This is a genomic window from Escherichia sp. 10290, assembly GCF_030295155.1.
GTDB classification, from domain to species: domain Bacteria; phylum Pseudomonadota; class Gammaproteobacteria; order Enterobacterales; family Enterobacteriaceae; genus Escherichia; species Escherichia coli_F.
Genome location: NZ_AP025741.1, coordinates 3963976 through 3980948 on the forward strand (window position 1 = coordinate 3963976; position 16973 = coordinate 3980948).

The 16973-nt window shown below is 51.3% G+C and carries 20 protein-coding genes and 2 pseudogenes; 17 read left to right on the forward strand and 5 right to left on the reverse strand.

The window, feature by feature from the left end; genetic code table 11:
- Window positions 1–2: 2 nt before the first annotated feature.
- The 3 genes from QUE74_RS20025 to uxaC form a co-directional block, all read right to left on the reverse strand.
- Window positions 3–554 (reverse strand): YgjV family protein, encoded by a 552-nt coding sequence (locus QUE74_RS20025; RefSeq protein ID WP_000128150.1) that lies wholly within the window; start codon window positions 552–554, stop codon window positions 3–5.
- Window positions 555–636: 82 nt separating this feature from the next.
- Window positions 637–2124: an altronate dehydratase gene (gene uxaA, locus QUE74_RS20030; protein WP_001199369.1), complete on the reverse strand. Its 1488-nt coding sequence runs from the start codon at window positions 2122–2124 to the stop codon at window positions 637–639.
- Between the two features lie 14 nt (window positions 2125–2138).
- Window positions 2139–3551: a glucuronate isomerase gene (uxaC, locus tag QUE74_RS20035; protein WP_000187451.1), complete on the reverse strand. Its 1413-nt coding sequence runs from the start codon at window positions 3549–3551 to the stop codon at window positions 2139–2141.
- A gap of 482 nt (window positions 3552–4033) precedes the next feature.
- Between uxaC and exuT the strand changes: the two genes are divergently transcribed.
- From exuT to QUE74_RS20110, 15 genes and pseudogenes are all read left to right on the forward strand, one after another.
- The gene (gene exuT / locus QUE74_RS20040; RefSeq protein ID WP_001298326.1) at window positions 4034–5332 is read left to right on the forward strand and encodes a hexuronate transporter ExuT; all 1299 of its coding nucleotides are present in this window, start codon (window positions 4034–4036) and stop codon (window positions 5330–5332) included.
- Window positions 5333–5461: 129 nt separating this feature from the next.
- Complete coding sequence (gene exuR / locus QUE74_RS20045; RefSeq protein ID WP_000406496.1) at window positions 5462–6238, forward strand: transcriptional regulator ExuR; 777 nt, start codon at window positions 5462–5464, stop codon at window positions 6236–6238.
- Between the two features lie 239 nt (window positions 6239–6477).
- Entirely contained in the window at window positions 6478–6561 is an 84-nt protein-coding gene (yqiM, locus tag QUE74_RS20050) for a protein YqiM (protein WP_211180508.1), read from the forward strand.
- Window positions 6562–6582: 21 nt separating this feature from the next.
- Window positions 6583–7245, forward strand: a complete 663-nt coding sequence (yqjA, locus tag QUE74_RS20055) for a DedA family general envelope maintenance protein YqjA (RefSeq protein WP_000422149.1) — start codon at window positions 6583–6585, stop codon at window positions 7243–7245.
- Between the two features lie 3 nt (window positions 7246–7248).
- Complete coding sequence (gene mzrA, locus QUE74_RS20060) at window positions 7249–7632, forward strand: EnvZ/OmpR regulon moderator MzrA (RefSeq protein WP_001166773.1); 384 nt, start codon at window positions 7249–7251, stop codon at window positions 7630–7632.
- A gap of 146 nt (window positions 7633–7778) precedes the next feature.
- Entirely contained in the window at window positions 7779–8147 is a 369-nt protein-coding gene (gene yqjC / locus QUE74_RS20065) for a DUF1090 family protein YqjC (RefSeq protein WP_001352920.1), read from the forward strand.
- Between the two features lie 37 nt (window positions 8148–8184).
- Window positions 8185–8490 (forward strand): ElaB/YgaM/YqjD family protein, encoded by a 306-nt coding sequence (locus QUE74_RS20070; RefSeq protein WP_000031415.1) that lies wholly within the window; start codon window positions 8185–8187, stop codon window positions 8488–8490.
- A gap of 2 nt (window positions 8491–8492) precedes the next feature.
- Window positions 8493–8897, forward strand: a complete 405-nt coding sequence (locus QUE74_RS20075; protein WP_000785722.1) for a phage holin family protein — start codon at window positions 8493–8495, stop codon at window positions 8895–8897.
- Entirely contained in the window at window positions 8887–9186 is a 300-nt protein-coding gene (locus QUE74_RS20080; RefSeq protein WP_000096086.1) for a YqjK-like family protein, read from the forward strand. Before QUE74_RS20075 ends, QUE74_RS20080 begins: the two co-directional genes overlap by 11 nt.
- A 186-nt stretch (window positions 9187–9372) precedes the next feature.
- Complete coding sequence (locus QUE74_RS20085; RefSeq protein ID WP_000732238.1) at window positions 9373–9765, forward strand: DoxX family protein; 393 nt, start codon at window positions 9373–9375, stop codon at window positions 9763–9765.
- A 247-nt stretch (window positions 9766–10012) separates the two neighbouring features.
- Complete coding sequence (gene yqjG, locus QUE74_RS20090; RefSeq protein ID WP_000531181.1) at window positions 10013–10999, forward strand: glutathionyl-hydroquinone reductase YqjG; 987 nt, start codon at window positions 10013–10015, stop codon at window positions 10997–10999.
- Window positions 11000–11282: 283 nt separating this feature from the next.
- Window positions 11283–11420, forward strand: a pseudogene (locus tag QUE74_RS20095) (DUF805 domain-containing protein); the annotation flags it as partial.
- A 91-nt stretch (window positions 11421–11511) separates the two neighbouring features.
- Window positions 11512–12740 (forward strand): IS3-like element IS2 family transposase gene (locus tag QUE74_RS20100; protein WP_088895425.1). Its coding sequence is split into 2 segments (ribosomal slippage): window positions 11512–11827 and window positions 11827–12740, totalling 1230 coding nucleotides; the frame shifts between segments, so codons are not numbered across the junction.
- 13 nt (window positions 12741–12753) lie between these two features.
- Window positions 12754–12984: pseudogene (locus QUE74_RS20105) on the forward strand (DUF805 domain-containing protein); the annotation flags it as partial.
- 241 nt (window positions 12985–13225) lie between these two features.
- Window positions 13226–13582, forward strand: coding sequence for a DUF805 domain-containing protein (locus QUE74_RS20110; protein ID WP_001198783.1), 357 nt, complete (start codon window positions 13226–13228; stop codon window positions 13580–13582).
- A 50-nt stretch (window positions 13583–13632) separates the two neighbouring features.
- Here the strand turns inward: QUE74_RS20110 and yhaJ are convergent, their stop codons facing one another.
- Window positions 13633–14529 carry a DNA-binding transcriptional regulator YhaJ gene (gene yhaJ / locus QUE74_RS20115; RefSeq protein ID WP_001041010.1) on the reverse strand — a complete coding sequence of 299 codons (897 nt, stop codon included), beginning with the start codon at window positions 14527–14529 and terminating at the stop codon, window positions 13633–13635.
- Window positions 14530–14633: 104 nt separating this feature from the next.
- Here yhaJ and QUE74_RS20120 point away from each other — a divergent pair, with 104 nt between their 5' ends.
- Together QUE74_RS20120 and QUE74_RS20125 are read left to right on the forward strand one after the other, a co-directional pair.
- Window positions 14634–15335 carry a pirin family protein gene (locus QUE74_RS20120; protein ID WP_000633564.1) on the forward strand — a complete coding sequence of 234 codons (702 nt, stop codon included), beginning with the start codon at window positions 14634–14636 and terminating at the stop codon, window positions 15333–15335.
- 22 nt (window positions 15336–15357) lie between these two features.
- Window positions 15358–15522: a protein YhaL gene (locus QUE74_RS20125; RefSeq protein WP_001306007.1), complete on the forward strand. Its 165-nt coding sequence runs from the start codon at window positions 15358–15360 to the stop codon at window positions 15520–15522.
- 132 nt (window positions 15523–15654) lie between these two features.
- Here QUE74_RS20125 and cyuA read toward each other — a convergent pair whose 3' ends face one another.
- Window positions 15655–16965, reverse strand: a complete 1311-nt coding sequence (gene cyuA, locus QUE74_RS20130) for a cysteine desulfidase (RefSeq protein ID WP_000460538.1) — start codon at window positions 16963–16965, stop codon at window positions 15655–15657.
- Between the last annotated feature and the right edge of the window lie 8 nt (window positions 16966–16973).

Here is a 16973-nt window from a genome sequence, read left to right on the forward strand (position 1 = left end):
ACTTAGCCCCTTTCGTCTACGGCGGAAGGGGTTTTCTCCACTTTAAACGGATCAATTCCCCTTCTCTGCATACGCCAAAAACGAATGATATTCAGGCCATTCATCAGCAGAAAACTGCCTTCAATCATTGTGCCACCAATCGACCCGGCCCAAATGTTGTGAGTTAACCAGCAACAAGTAGAAAACCACATCACGCAGCGCATGGTCAGCCCTTTACAACGGAACAGCGCCCAGGTACTGACAATCGTGCCGATAACCGGCAGCAGCTCCATGGGATGATGGAACTTCGCCAGGCCAACTCCTCCCGTCAGCACGATGAAGATCGCCATTATCCATAAGCTGCGCGTGCGTAAGGTAATCAGCGTACGAATGGCATTAAGAATGGCACTGGCACCAGCGGGATAGGTGCCCATAAGAAAAAAATGCACGCCAATAACGGCGCTATAGACCGAAAGCTGCTTTTTGAAGCGACGTTCGTCACGATTGAAAAATGTTGTGATACCAATCAGAAAGGCGATGACACCCACGCCCTGGGCCAGCCAATACGCGGTCATGATAAATCCTTAGCAGGTATGGAAAAGCAAACGGCGCTTCACATTATGAAACGCCGTTTTTTATTAACAACTCATTTCGACTTTATAGCGTTACGCCGCTTTTAAAGATCGCCAGTTCGCGGAAGTCGTTACGCTCGTTGCAGGTTTGCTTACCGTTGGCAAACTCAACGATGGTGTCGATAAATTCTTCCAGCAACTGCGGCATCGCTTTACCGTGGATCAGCTGACCCGCGTCAAAGTCGATCCAGTGTTTTTTCTTCGCCGCCAGTTCACTGTTGGTGGCGATTTTCACCGTCGGCACAAATCCACCATACGGCGTGCCACGACCAGTACTGAACAGCACCATATGGCAGCCCGCACCCGCCAGGGCGCTGGTCGCTACGGCATCGTTACCCGGCGCACTTAACAAGTTCAGCCCCGGCGTTTTCAGACGCTCGCCGTAACGCAGCACGTCAACCACGACGCTGGAACCCGCTTTCTGGGTACAGCCAAGTGATTTGTCTTCCAGCGTGGTGATACCGCCCGCTTTGTTCCCCGGCGATGGGTTTTCGTAGATAGGCTGGTCATGGGCAATAAAGTACTGCTTGAAGTCGTTGACCATAGTGACCAGTTTTTCAAACGTTGCTTCGTCACGACAATGGTCCATCAGCAACTGCTCTGCGCCGAACATCTCCGGCACTTCGGTCAGTACGGTAGTGCCGCCGTTAGCAATGACGTAATCAGAGAAACGCCCCAGCATTGGGTTAGCAGTAATACCAGAAAGACCGTCAGAACCACCGCATTCCAGACCAAACTTCAGTTCGCTGAGTTTGCCCGGCTCACGTTTGTCGTTGCGCATTACGTTATACAACTGATGCAAATGCGCGATCCCGGCTTCGATCTCATCATCCTGCTGTTGGCAGATCATGAAATGAACGCGTTCAGGATCGATATCGCCCAGCGTTTCACGGAATGCGGCAACCTGGTTGTTTTCACAACCCAGGCCAATCACCAGCACTGCGCCCGCGTTCGGGTGGCGCACCATATTTTGCAGCATGGTGCGGGTATTGATGTGATCGTCGCCCAGCTGCGAGCAGCCGTAGGTGTGGCTGAAGAGGAACACGCCGTCAGTACCTTCGGCGTTGTTGGTCTCTTTCAGGAAACGGTTCTGGATCTGCCGCGCGATGCCGTTAACACAACCCACGGTTGGCAGGATCCACAGCTCATTACGCACCCCGACATCGCCGTTAGCGCGACGATAGATCTGCACTTCACGATCTGCCGCTTGCGCAGGCAGATCCTGAAAATCAGGTTGATAGCGATACTGATCCAGATCGCTGAGATTCGTGCGCGTATTGTGGGCGTGAACGTGTTCCCCCGCCGCAATATCCGCCAATGCATAACCAATCGGCAGGCCATATTTAATGACGTTGGCCCCTTTTGCGATATCCGTTAACGCAAATTTATGTCCACGAGCAACATCCTGGCGCAGCGTGACAGTTTGGTTATCGACACTGACTTCTGTGCCTTCCGCCAAATCTGCTAAAGCAACCGCGACGTTATCCAGCGCATGGATCTTGATGTATTGCATATCAACCCCAGACCTTAGTTCAGTTCAATGGCGAAGTAGTCACGCGCATTGTTAAAGCAAATATTTTTCACCATCTCGCCCAGCAGGTTGATGTCCGCCGGTGCTTCGCCCGCTTCCACCCAGCGGCCAATCATCTGGCACAGAATGCGGCGGAAGTATTCGTGACGGGTGTATGACAGGAAGCTACGGCTGTCAGTCAGCATACCGACAAAGCGGCTCAGCAGACCGAGCTGCGCCAGTTGGGTCATCTGACGTTCCATACCGTCTTTCTGATCGTTAAACCACCAGCCGGAACCGAACTGCATTTTGCCCGGCATACCTTCGCCCTGGAAGTTACCGATCATGGTGCCCAGCACTTCGTTATCGCGCGGGTTCAGGCAGTAGAGAATGGTTTTCGGCAGCAGGTTTTCTTCGTTCTGCTTGCTCAGCAACTTAGACAGCTCTTCTGCCATCGGACGGTCGTTGATGGAATCAAAACCTACATCCGGCCCCAGCAGTTTGAACTGACGCAGGTTGTTATTACGCAGTGCGCCGATGTGGTACTGCTGTACCCAGCCGCGACGTGCGTATTCGGCACCAAGGAACACCAGCACCGCAGTTTTGAACTGTGCCACTTCGTGCTCGCTCAGGGTTTCGCCTGCCAGACGGCGCGCCAGAATGCTGTCCAGTTCCGCTTCGTTCGCTTCAGCAAACATCACCACGTCCAGCGCGTGGTCAGACACTTTACAGCCGTGAGCGGCGAAGTGATCCAGACGTTTAGTCAGGGCAGTTTGCAGGTCAGCAAAGCGGCGAATGTCGGTATCGGAAACTTCGCCCAGCTTCGCCATGTAGTCGTTAAAGGTCGCCTGTTCGATGTTGAAGGCCTTGTCCGGACGCCAGCTCGGCAGCACTCTAATGGTGAAAGAGCCGTCTTTGGCGATCTCTGCGTGATGCTCCAGAGAATCGATCGGATCGTCGGTGGTGCCGACCATTTTCACGTTCATCTGCTGCATGATGCCGCGCGCAGAGAAATTATCCTGCGCCAGCAGTTCGTTACATTCGTTCCAGATTTCGTCAGCGGTAGACGGGGAAAGCAATTTGCCGGTAATACCAAATGGACGACGCAGTTCGAGGTGCGTCCAGTGGTATAACGGGTTGCCGATAGTGTGCGGAACGGTCGCCGCCCAGGCGTCAAATTTTTCACGGTCAGACGCATCACCGGTACACAGACGCTCAGCCACGCCATTAGTGCGCATAGCACGCCATTTGTAGTGATCACCTTTCAGCCAGATGTCATACAGGTTTTTAAAACGATAGTCTTCCGCAATCTGCTGCGGCGGCAAATGGCAATGGTAATCGAAAATCGGCTGGTCTTTTGCGTAGTCGTGATACAGACGGCGGGCAAATTCGGTATCTAACAGGAAATCTTCAGTCATAAACGGAGTCATTTTCGTCTTCCTCTCAACGAGTGAGCTAGCTTGCTTATGGTGCGATGCTGACAAAGTTATCACACCAATTTCCAGAGTCCGAAGATATTTTCGTGAGATAGATCAATAAACGTAGTTAAAAAAATTACTCTCAAAGTGGTAAATCTCGCTGCAAGCCGCGCCAGTACTGGCCTCGCTGTCATCAGGTAATGTCCCTACAAATATTCCCACATTTGTGATGGCTCTCACCTTTTAAAGTTGTATGACAAGTTATCTTTCTGCCGTCGCAAATCATAAGTCGACGGAATGCAAATTGCCGATTCATTCATTTGTTAGATGAATCGGGTTAACCGGTACGGAAGCCGAATTAGCACGAAACTTTCATGGCAACGTTCGGGGCGTGCCGGTTTTTTTTCGGTTACCCGGTCGTAACTAACATCTTCAGCCTCTGGCGGGATGATGGCCGCGCTTCCTGCGGATATAACAAAACGATGAGGTTTTACATGCGTAAAATTAAAGGGTTACGTTGGTATATGATCGCACTGGTGACGCTCGGCACCGTGCTTGGTTACCTGACGCGTAACACTGTGGCGGCAGCTGCGCCAACTCTGATGGAAGAGTTAAACATCTCCACCCAACAGTATTCCTATATCATCGCAGCCTATTCTGCTGCTTATACGGTCATGCAACCGGTAGCAGGTTATGTACTGGATGTGCTGGGTACGAAAATCGGTTACGCAATGTTTGCTGTACTGTGGGCTGTGTTCTGTGGCGCAACCGCGCTGGCAGGTAGCTGGGGTGGCCTGGCGGTTGCTCGTGGTGCGGTAGGTGCTGCAGAGGCGGCGATGATCCCGGCGGGTCTGAAAGCCAGTTCCGAATGGTTCCCGGCAAAAGAGCGTTCCATCGCGGTCGGCTACTTTAACGTAGGTTCTTCGATTGGTGCGATGATTGCGCCGCCGCTGGTGGTATGGGCAATCGTGATGCACAGCTGGCAGATGGCATTTATCATCTCCGGTGCGCTGAGCTTTATCTGGGCGATGGCATGGCTGATTTTCTACAAGCATCCGCGCGACCAGAAACATCTGACCGATGAAGAACGTGACTACATTATTAATGGTCAGGAAGCCCAGCACCAGGTTGACACAGCGAAGAAAATGTCCGTTGGTCAGATCCTGCGTAACCGTCAGTTCTGGGGTATCGCGCTACCGCGTTTCCTGGCTGAACCTGCCTGGGGTACTTTTAACGCGTGGATCCCGCTGTTCATGTTTAAAGTTTACGGCTTTAACCTGAAAGAGATCGCGATGTTCGCCTGGATGCCGATGCTGTTTGCTGACCTTGGTTGTATCCTCGGTGGTTACCTGCCGCCGCTGTTCCAGCGTTGGTTTGGCGTGAACCTGATCGTTTCCCGTAAGATGGTAGTAACGCTGGGTGCGGTGCTGATGATTGGCCCAGGGATGATCGGTCTGTTCACTAACCCGTATGTCGCGATTATGCTGCTGTGTATCGGTGGTTTTGCTCACCAGGCCCTGTCTGGCGCACTGATTACGCTCTCTTCTGACGTGTTCGGTCGTAACGAAGTGGCGACGGCGAACGGTTTAACCGGGATGTCCGCATGGCTGGCAAGTACGCTGTTTGCACTGGTAGTCGGTGCACTGGCTGACACCATCGGCTTCAGCCCGCTGTTCGCAGTTCTGGCAGTATTCGACCTGCTGGGTGCGCTGGTTATCTGGACTGTGTTGCAGAACAAACCGGCGATTGAGGTGGCGCAGGAATCACATAACGATCCCGCACCGCAACATTAAGGCTTCGTGTAAGTTTTAGTTTCCCTTCAAAGCCGCCTTCTCAGGCGGCTTTTTCATCACTGCGAGTAGAGCTAAACTCGCAAAAGTGGTATAACAAATATAGTCTGCCGTATCATGCCTGGAGCGCATATGGAAATCACTGAACCACGCCGTTTGTATCAACAACTTGCCGCTGATCTGAAAGAGCGCATCGAACAGGGCGTCTATCTGGTGGGTGATAAACTGCCTGCTGAACGCTTTATTGCCGATGAAAAGAACGTCAGTCGCACCGTGGTTCGTGAAGCCATCATCATGCTTGAAGTTGAAGGCTATGTGGAGGTGCGTAAAGGCTCGGGTATTCATGTGGTTTCCAACCAGCCGCGCCATCAGCAATCAGCTGACACTAATATGGAATTCGCCAATTACGGTCCGTTTGAGCTGCTTCAGGCACGTCAGCTCATCGAAAGTAATATTGCCGAGTTCGCAGCGACCCAGGTAACCAAACAGGACATCATGAAACTGATGGCCATCCAGGAGCAGGCGCGCGGCGAACAATGCTTCCGTGATTCCGAGTGGGATTTGCAGTTCCATATTCAGGTTGCCCTGGCGACGCAGAACTCCGCCCTGGCAGCCATCGTTGAAAAAATGTGGACCCAACGTAGCCATAACCCATACTGGAAAAAACTGCACGAGCATATTGATGCCCGTACTGTCGATAACTGGTGCGATGACCACGATCAGATCCTCAAAGCGTTAATTCGTAAAGATCCCCATGCCGCGAAGCTGGCAATGTGGCAGCATCTGGAAAACACCAAGATCATGTTATTTAACGAAACCAGCGACGATTTCGAGTTCAATGCCGACCGCTATCTGTTCGCCGAAAATCCCGTTGTGCATCTTGATACGGCCACCAGCGGCAGCAAATGAAATCCCCATTCGGCAGGCGCAACGACGCGCCTGTTTGCCTCGTCGGTAAGCGAAAAGTATAAAGTGTCAGCCTGTGTAAATCCTCTCGCCACCCTCCCCTGCATTCAGCAAAATCAGACTCCACGGACATGTAATTTTGATAACGAACAACGTTGACCTTTGTTACAATTAGATTCAATTTGAATTTATGCTTTTGAATGCTTTCTTATCTCACGATTTAACAGGGAATAGTTCAGGCTGTGTTGATGTATCAAACCCGCAGAACATACCAAAACAGCAATAACATTGCGGTAGTGCATCTTTTAAAACCAGCGTGGCGTTAACCGATTCACCAGGAATAATGAATGGAACTTTTGACCCAATTGCTGCAAGCCCTGTGGGCGCAGGATTTTGAAACCCTGGCCAATCCGTCGATGATTGGCATGCTCTATTTTGTTTTATTTGTAATTTTGTTCCTTGAAAACGGCTTGCTTCCGGCGGCCTTTTTACCGGGCGACAGTTTACTGGTGTTGGTCGGCGTATTGATTGCGAAAGGCGCGATGGGCTATCCGCAAACGATTCTGCTACTGACCGTTGCCGCCAGCCTCGGCTGCTGGGTCAGCTATATTCAGGGGCGATGGCTGGGCAATACCCGCACCGTACAAAACTGGCTATCTCATTTACCCGCGCATTATCATCAACGCGCACACCATCTTTTTCATAAACACGGTTTATCGGCGCTGTTAATTGGTCGCTTTATTGCGTTTGTCAGAACACTGCTGCCGACGATTGCCGGGTTATCAGGGCTGAATAACGCGCGCTTTCAGTTCTTCAACTGGATGAGCGGTCTGCTGTGGGTATTAATCCTGACAACTCTGGGTTACATGCTCGGCAAAACGCCGGTATTTTTAAAGTACGAGGACCAGCTGATGTCATGCCTGATGCTGCTCCCGGTGGTGCTGCTGGTGTTTGGCCTGGCAGGTTCTCTGGTCGTGTTATGGAAAAAGAAATATGGAAATCGGGGGTAAGGGATGCAAATACCTCGCATGTCGCTTCGCCAGCTAACCTGGTCCGGCGCTGTTTTACTTCTGGTCGGCACGCTGTTGCTGGCCTGGTCCGCGGTTCGCCAGCAAGAGTCTACGCTGGCGATTCGTGCCGTTCATCAAGGCACAACGATGCCAGACGGTTTTTCAATCTGGCATCACCTTGACGCTCACGGCATCCCCTTCAAAAGCATCACCCCTAAAAACGACACTCTGTTAATTACGTTTGACTCCAGCGACCAGAGTGCCGCAGCAAAAGCGGTTCTCGACAGAACATTGCCCCATGGCTACATCATTGCGCAGCAGGACAATAATAGTCAGGCTATGCAATGGCTAACCCGATTGCGGGATAACTCTCATCGCTTCGGATAACTTCCTGTTATCCGAAACAGATCACTCACTTTGGTGATTTCACCGTAACTGTCTATGATTAATGAGGCGGTGGTTAACACTACCGCTTCGTTGTCTGGACAATCGTTCCTTTGTAATAGGTCCGAATCACAATGGAAGGTTCAAGAATGAAATACCGCATCGCTTTAGCTGTTTCTCTTTTTGCTCTTAGTACCGGTAGTTATGCCACTACCCTGTGTCAGGAAAAGGAGCAAAATATCCTTAAGGAGATCAGCTATGCCGAAAAACACCAAAACCAGAATCGTATTGACGGTCTGAATAAAGCCCTGAGTGAAGTCCGGGCCAACTGTTCAGATAGCCAGCTGCGTGCCGATCATCAGAAGAAAATCGCAAAGCAGAAAGATGAGGTGGCGGAACGCCAGCAAGATTTAGCCGAGGCGAAGCAAAAAGGCGATGCCGATAAGATTGCCAAACGCGAACGGAAACTGGCAGAAGCGCAGGAAGAGCTGAAAAAGCTGGAAGCGCGCGACTACTAACTCACAATAGTCACTACTTACTCACCTGGAGAAAACTATGTCGAAAGAACACACTACGGAACATCTGCGTGCTGAGTTGAAATCCCTTTCCGATACGCTGGAAGAGGTGCTTAGCTCATCTGGCGAGAAGTCGAAAGAAGAGTTGAGTAAGATTCGTAGCAAAGCGGAGCAGGCACTGAAACAGAGCCGTTATCGCCTGGGTGAAACCGGTGATGCCATTGCCAAACAAACCCGTGTCGCGGCGGCGCGTGCCGATGAGTATGTGCGTGAAAATCCATGGACGGGCGTGGGCATTGGCGCTGCAATCGGTGTAGTGCTCGGCGTTCTGCTGTCGCGTCGTTAATTATGGCGGACACTCATCACGCGCAAGGGCCCGGTAAAAGCGTTCTGGGCATCGGGCAGCGAATTGTTTCCATCATGGTTGAAATGGTGGAGACACGTCTGCGGCTGGCGGTGGTGGAGCTGGAAGAGGAAAAAGCCAATCTCTTTCAGCTTTTACTGATGCTGGGCCTGACGATGCTTTTCGCTGCATTTGGTCTTATGAGCCTGATGGTGCTGATTATCTGGGCGGTTGATCCGCAATATCGCCTGAATGCGATGATTGCCACCACCGTGGTGTTGCTGCTACTGGCACTCATTGGCGGTATCTGGACGTTACGTAAATCGCGTAAATCCACCTTACTGCGCCATACGCGCCATGAGCTGGCAAACGATCGGCAACTGCTCGAGGAGGAGTCCCGTGAGCAGTAAAGTCGAACGTGAACGACGTAAGGCGCAACTGCTTAGCCAGATCCAGCAACAACGGCTGGATCTTTCCGCCAGTCGTCGTGAATGGCTGGAGGCGACAGGCGCTTATGATCGTCGCTGGAATATGCTGCTGAGTCTGCGCTCCTGGGCGCTGGTTGGCAGTAGTGTGATGGCTATCTGGACGATTCGTCATCCCAATATGCTGGTCCGCTGGGCCAGACGCGGTTTTGGTGTATGGAGCGCCTGGCGTCTGGTGAAAACAACCCTCAAGCAACAACAGCTTCGCGGTTAACTTCCTCTCTGGCCGGAGACATTCCGGCCTTATTCCTCAAATTTTTTGAAAATATTTGACAGTTTTCCTTGCTAACAATCACGCTTCGCCACGTTTATGATTCTCTCCATCGAAAGCAACGACGCTAATACCGCGCCCTTGCACAAAAAAACAATCAGCAGCCTGAGCGGCGCAGTGGAGAGTAAGATGAAAAAATTAGAAGATGTTGGGGTACTGGTCGCACGCATTTTAATGCCGATTCTGTTTATTACGGCAGGTTGGGGAAAAATTACTGGCTACGCGGGTACGCAACAATATATGGAAGCGATGGGTGTCCCTGGCTTTATGTTGCCACTGGTGATTCTGCTTGAGTTTGGTGGTGGTCTGGCAATCCTGTTCGGTTTCCTGACACGTACCACTGCCCTGTTTACTGCGGGCTTTACGCTGCTGACGGCATTTTTATTTCACAGCAATTTTGCAGAAGGCATGAACTCGCTGATGTTTATGAAAAACCTGACTATTTCTGGCGGATTCCTGCTGCTGGCGATTACCGGTCCGGGCGCGTATAGCATCGACCGTCTGTTGAATAAAAAGTGGTAAGTACGCGCTATACTTAACGATAAAAAACGAGGGGGAACACTCCTCGTTTCAGATTGTTGACAAAGTGCGCGTTGTTCATGCCGGATGCGGCGTGAACGCCTTATCCGGCCTACAAAAACATGCAAATTCAATACATTGCAGAAACCTCGTAGGCCTGATAAGCATAGCGCATCAGGCAGTTTTGCGTTTGCCATCAGTCTCAAACGAGGAGAAACGCTCCTCGTTTTTGCTATTGGAGGAGAGAAAAATGGGTCAACTGATTGACGGCGTCTGGCATGACACCTGGTACGATACCAAATCCACCGGCGGTAAATTTCAACGTTCAGCTTCCGCATTTCGTAACTGGCTCACTGCCGATGGCGCGCCAGGCCCCACTGGCAAAGGCGGTTTTGCCGCAGAGAAAGATCGTTATCATCTCTATGTTTCACTCGCCTGCCCGTGGGCGCACCGCACACTGATCATGCGTAAGCTCAAAGGACTGGAACCGTTTATTTCCGTTTCCGTAGTGAACCCGCTGATGCTGGAAAACGGCTGGACCTTTGATGACAGTTTTCCGGGAGCAACCGGCGACACGCTCTATCAACATGAATTTCTGTATCAGCTTTATCTCCACGCCGATCCACACTACAGCGGACGAGTTACTGTTCCCGTACTGTGGGACAAAAAGAACCACACCATCGTCAGCAACGAATCAGCAGAAATCATACGCATGTTCAATACCGCGTTTGATGCGCTGGGTGCGAAAGCTGGAGATTACTACCCACCAGCCCTGCAACCGAAAATTGACGAACTTAACGGCTGGATTTACGACACCGTTAACAATGGCGTGTATAAAGCCGGTTTTGCCACCAGCCAGCAAGCCTACGACGAGGCAGTGGTGAAAGTGTTTGAATCGCTGGCGCGGCTGGAACAGATTTTAGGTCAGCATCGTTACCTGACCGGCAACCAGCTAACCGAAGCCGATATTCGCCTGTGGACCACACTGGTGCGTTTTGATCCGGTGTATGTCACCCACTTCAAGTGCGATAAGCACCGTATCAGCGATTACCTTAACTTGTACGGCTTCCTGCGCGATATCTACCAGATGCCAGGGATTGCCGAAACCGTCAATTTCGCTCACATCCGTAATCACTACTTCCGCAGCCATAAGACCATCAACCCTACGGGGATTATTTCAATTGGTCCGTGGCAGGATCTCGATGAACCGCACGGACGAGATGTTCGCTTCGGTTAAAAAAAAGCACCTTACGAGGTGCCTCTGATAATTAGCTAAGTGCGTGTTGTTCATGTCGGATGCGGCGTGAACGCCTTATCTGATCTACAAAACATTGTATATTCAATATATTGCAATGACCGCGCAGGCCAGATAAGCGTAGCGCATCTGGCAATTTTGCGCTTGCCCTTATCCTTCACAGCGCCTTATTAATTCATCGAGATAATATTTACTGCCATTTCATTCACGTCTATTCTTAATTTGCTGCTTTAAAAACAAGTGATTGAGCAAAATTGAGGCAAAAATGGACTGGTATCTGAAAGTACTAAAAAATTATGTCGGTTTCCGGGGTCGTGCGCGGCGCAAAGAGTACTGGATGTTTATTCTGGTCAACATCATCTTTACGTTCGTGCTGGGGCTACTGGATAAAATGTTAGGCTGGTAGACTGGCCCCCTGAATCTCCAGACAACCAGTATCACTTAAATAAGTGATAGTCTTAATACTAGTTTTTAGACTAGTCATTGGAGAACAGATGATTGATGTCTTAGGGCCGGAGAAACGCAGACGGCGTACCACACAGGAAAAGATCGCAATTGTTCAGCAGAGCTTTGAACCGGGGATGACGGTCTCCCTCGTTGCCCGGCAACATGGTGTAGCAGCCAGCCAGTTATTTCTCTGGCGTAAGCAATACCAGGAAGGAAGTCTTACTGCTGTCGCCGCCGGAGAACAGGTTGTTCCTGCCTCTGAACTTGCTGCCGCCATGAAGCAGATTAAAGAACTCCAGCGCCTGCTCGGCAAGAAAACGATGGAAAATGAACTCCTCAAAGAAGCCGTTGAATATGGACGGGCAAAAAAGTGGATAGCGCACGCGCCCTTATTGCCCGGGGATGGGGAGTAAGCTTAGTCAGCCGTTGTCTCCGGGTGTCGCGTGCGCAGTTGCACGTCATTCTCAGACGAACCGATGACTGGATGGATGGCCGCCGCAGTCGTCACACTGATGATACGGATGTGCTTCTCCGTATACACCATGTTATCGGAGAGCTGCCCACGTATGGTTATCGTCGGGTATGGGCGCTGCTTCGCAGACAGGCAGAACTTGATGGTATGCCTGCGATCAATGCCAAACGTGTTTACCGGATCATGCGCCAGAATGCGCTGTTGCTTGAGCGAAAACCTGCTGTACCGCCATCGAAACGGGCACATACAGGCAGAGTGGCCGTGAAAGAAAGCAATCAGCGATGGTGCTCTGACGGGTTCGAGTTCTGCTGTGATAACGGAGAGAGACTGCGTGTCACGTTCGCGCTGGACTGCTGTGATCGTGAGGCACTGCACTGGGCGGTGACTACTGGCGGCTTCAACAGTGAAACAGTACAGGACGTCATGCTGGGAGCGGTGGAACGCCGCTTCGGCAACGATCTTCCGTCGTCTCCAGTGGAGTGGCTGACGGATAATGGTTCATGCTACCGGGCTAATGAAACACGCCAGTTCGCCCGGATGTTGGGACTTGAACCGAAGAACACGGCGGTGCGGAGTCCGGAGAGTAACGGAATAGCAGAGAGCTTCGTGAAAACGATAAAGCGTGACTACATCAGTATCATGCCCAAACCAGACGGGTTAACGGCAGCAAAGAACCTTGCAGAGGCGTTCGAGCATTATAACGAATGGCATCCGCATAGTGCGCTGGGTTATCGCTCGCCACGGGAATATCTGCGGCAGCGGGCTTGTAATGGGTTAAGTGATAACAGATGTCTGGAAATATAGGGGCAAATCCAGCTGGCAACGTGCCGGTGGCGAAGGCATCCTGACGACAATCTACGGTATTCTGGTGTTTTTACCATGGTGGGCAGTTCAGTTCCGCCGCCTGCACGACACCGACCGCTCGGCATGGTGGGCACTGTTGTTCTTAATCCCGTTTATCGGCTGGCTTATTATCATCGTCTTTAACTGTCAGGCGGGTACGCCAGGCGAAAACCGCTTTGGACCAGATCCAAAACTGGAACCTTAAAACAAATCTCCTCGCCGGATGTCTGACTCATCCGGCTTTTATCATCATGTTGATGAATAAATAATCTACTAATGTTTATTTAAATTATTTCAATGTCGTTATATAAATTACATATAAAAAACGGCCATGTATTTATCTTAAATATCAAAACCTTTATAACATCCGAAAAAGAAAGATACGAATAGCATTTACTCCATCCCCGGAATAGACTTTCGCAACTTTTAATTAAAGGGATGTTTTTATGCAGTGGTATTTAGCCGTATTAAAAAATTATGTTGGTTTCTCTGGTCGTGCACGTCGTAAAGAGTACTGGATGTTTACTCTGATTAACGCCATCGTCGGCGCTATTATCAATGTCATTCAATTGATTTTAGGTTTAGAGTTTCCATTCCTTTCTCTCATTTACCTGGCAGCAACAATCATTCCGGTCATTGCTCTGTGCGTTCGTCGTCTGCACGATACTGACCGTTCAGGTGCGTGGGCGCTTCTCTATCTGGTACCGGTCATTGGCTGGTTAGTTCTGTTTGTATTTGCCTGTTTAGAAGGCAATTCTGGCAGCAATCGTTACGGAAACGATCCGAAGTTTGGTTCAAATTAATCTTAGAATTGGGGCGATATTTCGCCCCTTTTTATTAAAAATAACAAATATTATTTTCCGCTAAAAAGTTTGGGTATTTCCCGCAGACACCAGGATTTCGCTTCCCCCATACTGTCACGACGCCAGGCCATAATAATATCGATCTCGCTGGTCGATTCCGGGCTGACGACACGCAACCGTCCTTCCGCAATATCTTTTTCAACCATCGGATACGGCATCGTCGCCACGCCAAGCCCCGCCAGTAACGCCTGACGTTTATCTTCAATTGTACTCACCGTTAAGCGCGGCTGTTTGTCCAGCAGCTGTACGGTCAATACCGGGCGCTCACGAGCGGTATCCGCCACCGCAATACCACGATATTTCACACGCGTCACTTCAGAGAGCGGTTCTGGCTCTTGATGAATCGGGTGATCTGGCGCGGCAACATAGACGTTCATTAAGGTATAGAGTTTGCGCGAGTTGATCTCCGACGAGGAGCGAAAATGCATATCCGGCGCGATAACAATATCCGCCCGCCCCTGCTCCAGCCGTTCCCACGCCCCTGCCAGCACTTCAGTGATGATTGCCAGTTGGGTATTGGCTTTTGCCGCCAATTTGTCGATTAACGGGAAAAAGGCGGGTGTCGGTACCAGCGCCTCAGTCACAATGGTGAGATGCGTTTCCCAACCGCGCGCGAGGGCTTCCGCATCGGTAGTCAGTTTATCTGCGGCTTCCAGCAAAACGCGCCCTCGCTCCAGCAACATTCGCCCGACATTGGTGAATTTGGTGCGATGGCCCGAGCGGTCAAACAACACCACATCCAGCTCTTCTTCCAGTTTTTGCATGGTGTAGCTAAGTGCGGAAGGCACGCGTCCCAGCTCATCCGCCGCCGCCGCAAAACTGCCCCGGCGATCGATCGCATCCATAACCCGTAGTGCTTCCAGCGTTAATGCCCTTTCTTTGGCCATTTCGTTCTCATTCAGGAAATTTGAACATACCGGGCAGAATATCTGGCTAACAATGTAGCGTCCAGCCCCTTACCATAAAAGGAAGTAAAGAGAGGTCAAGAATTATGATTACTACCCGAACTGCCAGGCAGTGTGGACAAGCAGACTACGGATGGTTGCAGGCCCGGTATACTTTTTCCTTTGGACACTACTTCGACCCGAAATTGTTAGGTTATGCCTCCCTGCGTGTGCTTAACCAGGAAGTTCTGGCCCCAGGTGCCGCCTTTCAGCCACGAACCTATCCCAAAGTCGATATTTTAAATGTGATTCTGGATGGAGAAGCTGAGTATCGCGACAGCGAAGGCAATCATATTCAGGCCTACGCAGGTGAAGCGTTGCTGCTCTCTACCCAGCCGGGTATCAGCTATAGCGAACACAATCTCAGCAAAGACAAACCGTTAACACGGATGCAGCTTTGGCTGGATGCCTGCCCGCAGCGAGAGAATCCGCTGATTCAAAAACTGGCGCTTGATATGGGCAAGCAGCAATTAATCGCCTCGCCAGAGGGGGCGATGGGAAGCCTGCAGTTGCGCCAGCAAGTGTGGCTGCATCATATCGTGCTAGACAAAGGCGAAAGTGCGAATTTCCAGTTGCATGGGCCACGCGCGTATTTGCAATCGATTCACGGGCAATTTCATGCGCTTACGCATCATGAAGAGAAAGCGGTGCTGACCTGCGGTGATGGGGCGTTTATTCGTGACGAGGCTAACATTACGCTGGTTGCCGATTCCCCACTGCGCGCTTTGCTGATAGATTTGCCTGTCTAGTTGTTTTTACAGGGAGATGAAGATGAGTAAAAAATCGGCCAAAAAGCGTCAGCCGGTGAAGCCCGTGGTGGCGAAGGAACCGGCTCGCACCGCCAATAATTTTGGCTATGAAGAGATGTTGAGCGAACTGGAAGCCATTGTCGCGGATGCTGAAACGCGTTTAGCCGAGGATGAAGCTACCGCGTAAAGACAGGTTGCCGGATGCGGCGTAAACGCCTTATCCGGCCTACAAAACCAGCAACATCAACAAATTGCACAACTCGTAGGCCAAATAAGATGCACCAGCATCGCATCCGACACGATACCCAAAACCAGGTGTTTATCTGGCCTTGCTCGCTATAATCTCGATAATCTGCCGATCCGTTTGCTGCATCGAATGGCTTGCCAGCGCACACAGGTTGGCAATCGACTGCTCAACATCATGCGCCACAATACCTTCATTACCGGTCACAGCGGTATCATCCAGCGCCATTAACACTGCTTTCCACGCAGCCGAAGCACTGGTCGAAACCTTCATCGCGCAGCTGTTGGACGCACCATCGCAAATCATGCCGCTGACATCGCCGATCATACTGCTGATCGCCATCGAGATGGTTTCATAACGCCCATCCACCAGCCATGCCATCCCGGCGGCGGCCCCCATTGCTGCGGTCGTTGCGGCACAAAGCGCAGACAAACGCGGTAACTGGTTATGGATGTAAATCGCGCTCAAATGCGAAAGCATCAGCGCACGCGCCAGCCGTTCATCATCGGCCCCGAAGTGTTCTGCTACCACCACCACAGGCATTGTTGCAGTGATCCCCTGGTTACCCGAGCCGGAGTTACTCATTGCCGGAAGCGTAGCGCCGCCCATACGCGCATCGGATGCCGCGCTGGTACGAATCACAATGGATGAAGAGAGATCTTTCGCCAGCAAACCGCGTGCACACTGTTTCTCCAGCGTCGCGCCAATATGCAGCCCCCAGTTACCGCTCAAGCCTTCCTGCGATAACGCACAATTTAACTTCGCAGAATCGAGAATAAAGCGGATCGCCGCAAACGGCACTTCATTGACGAACTTCAGGATCTCAGCCAGCGTCGTTCTGGAGAGCACCGTCAGTGGCGACTCTTGCTCGCCCTCTGCTACACTGGCCTGCTGGGTAAACACCACGCCATTGTGCGTCTCAATATGCACAATGTTGGTATGCCCACCGACGATGGTGACACACGCCCACTTCTCACCGTTCCAGACTTTGGCGCGTGAGAAGAGGATTTCATCGCAAGGTTCCTGGATCTTAACTGAGACTTTCCCCGCCGCCAGCAGTGCTTTGGCATCGGCAATTGCCTGCGCAGTTGCGTCTTTCAGCACTTCCAGCCCGGCATTGGCATTCCCACCTAACGCGCCCAGCGCCGCCGCAATCGGCAGTCCCACCATTCCCGTGCCAGGAACGGTGACGCCCAGACCGTTCTTCATCAGATTTGGCGAAACCCAGGCTTCTACACGTTCAACCGGACCTTCCAGTTTTGCCGCAGCAACCGCCGCCGCCAGCGCCAGTGAAATCGGTTCAGTACATCCCAGCGCCGGTTTTACTTCCTCCTGAACGGCGAGGATGTAACGCTGCCATAACGGATTTAAAGTCGAATCAAACATAATAAAAA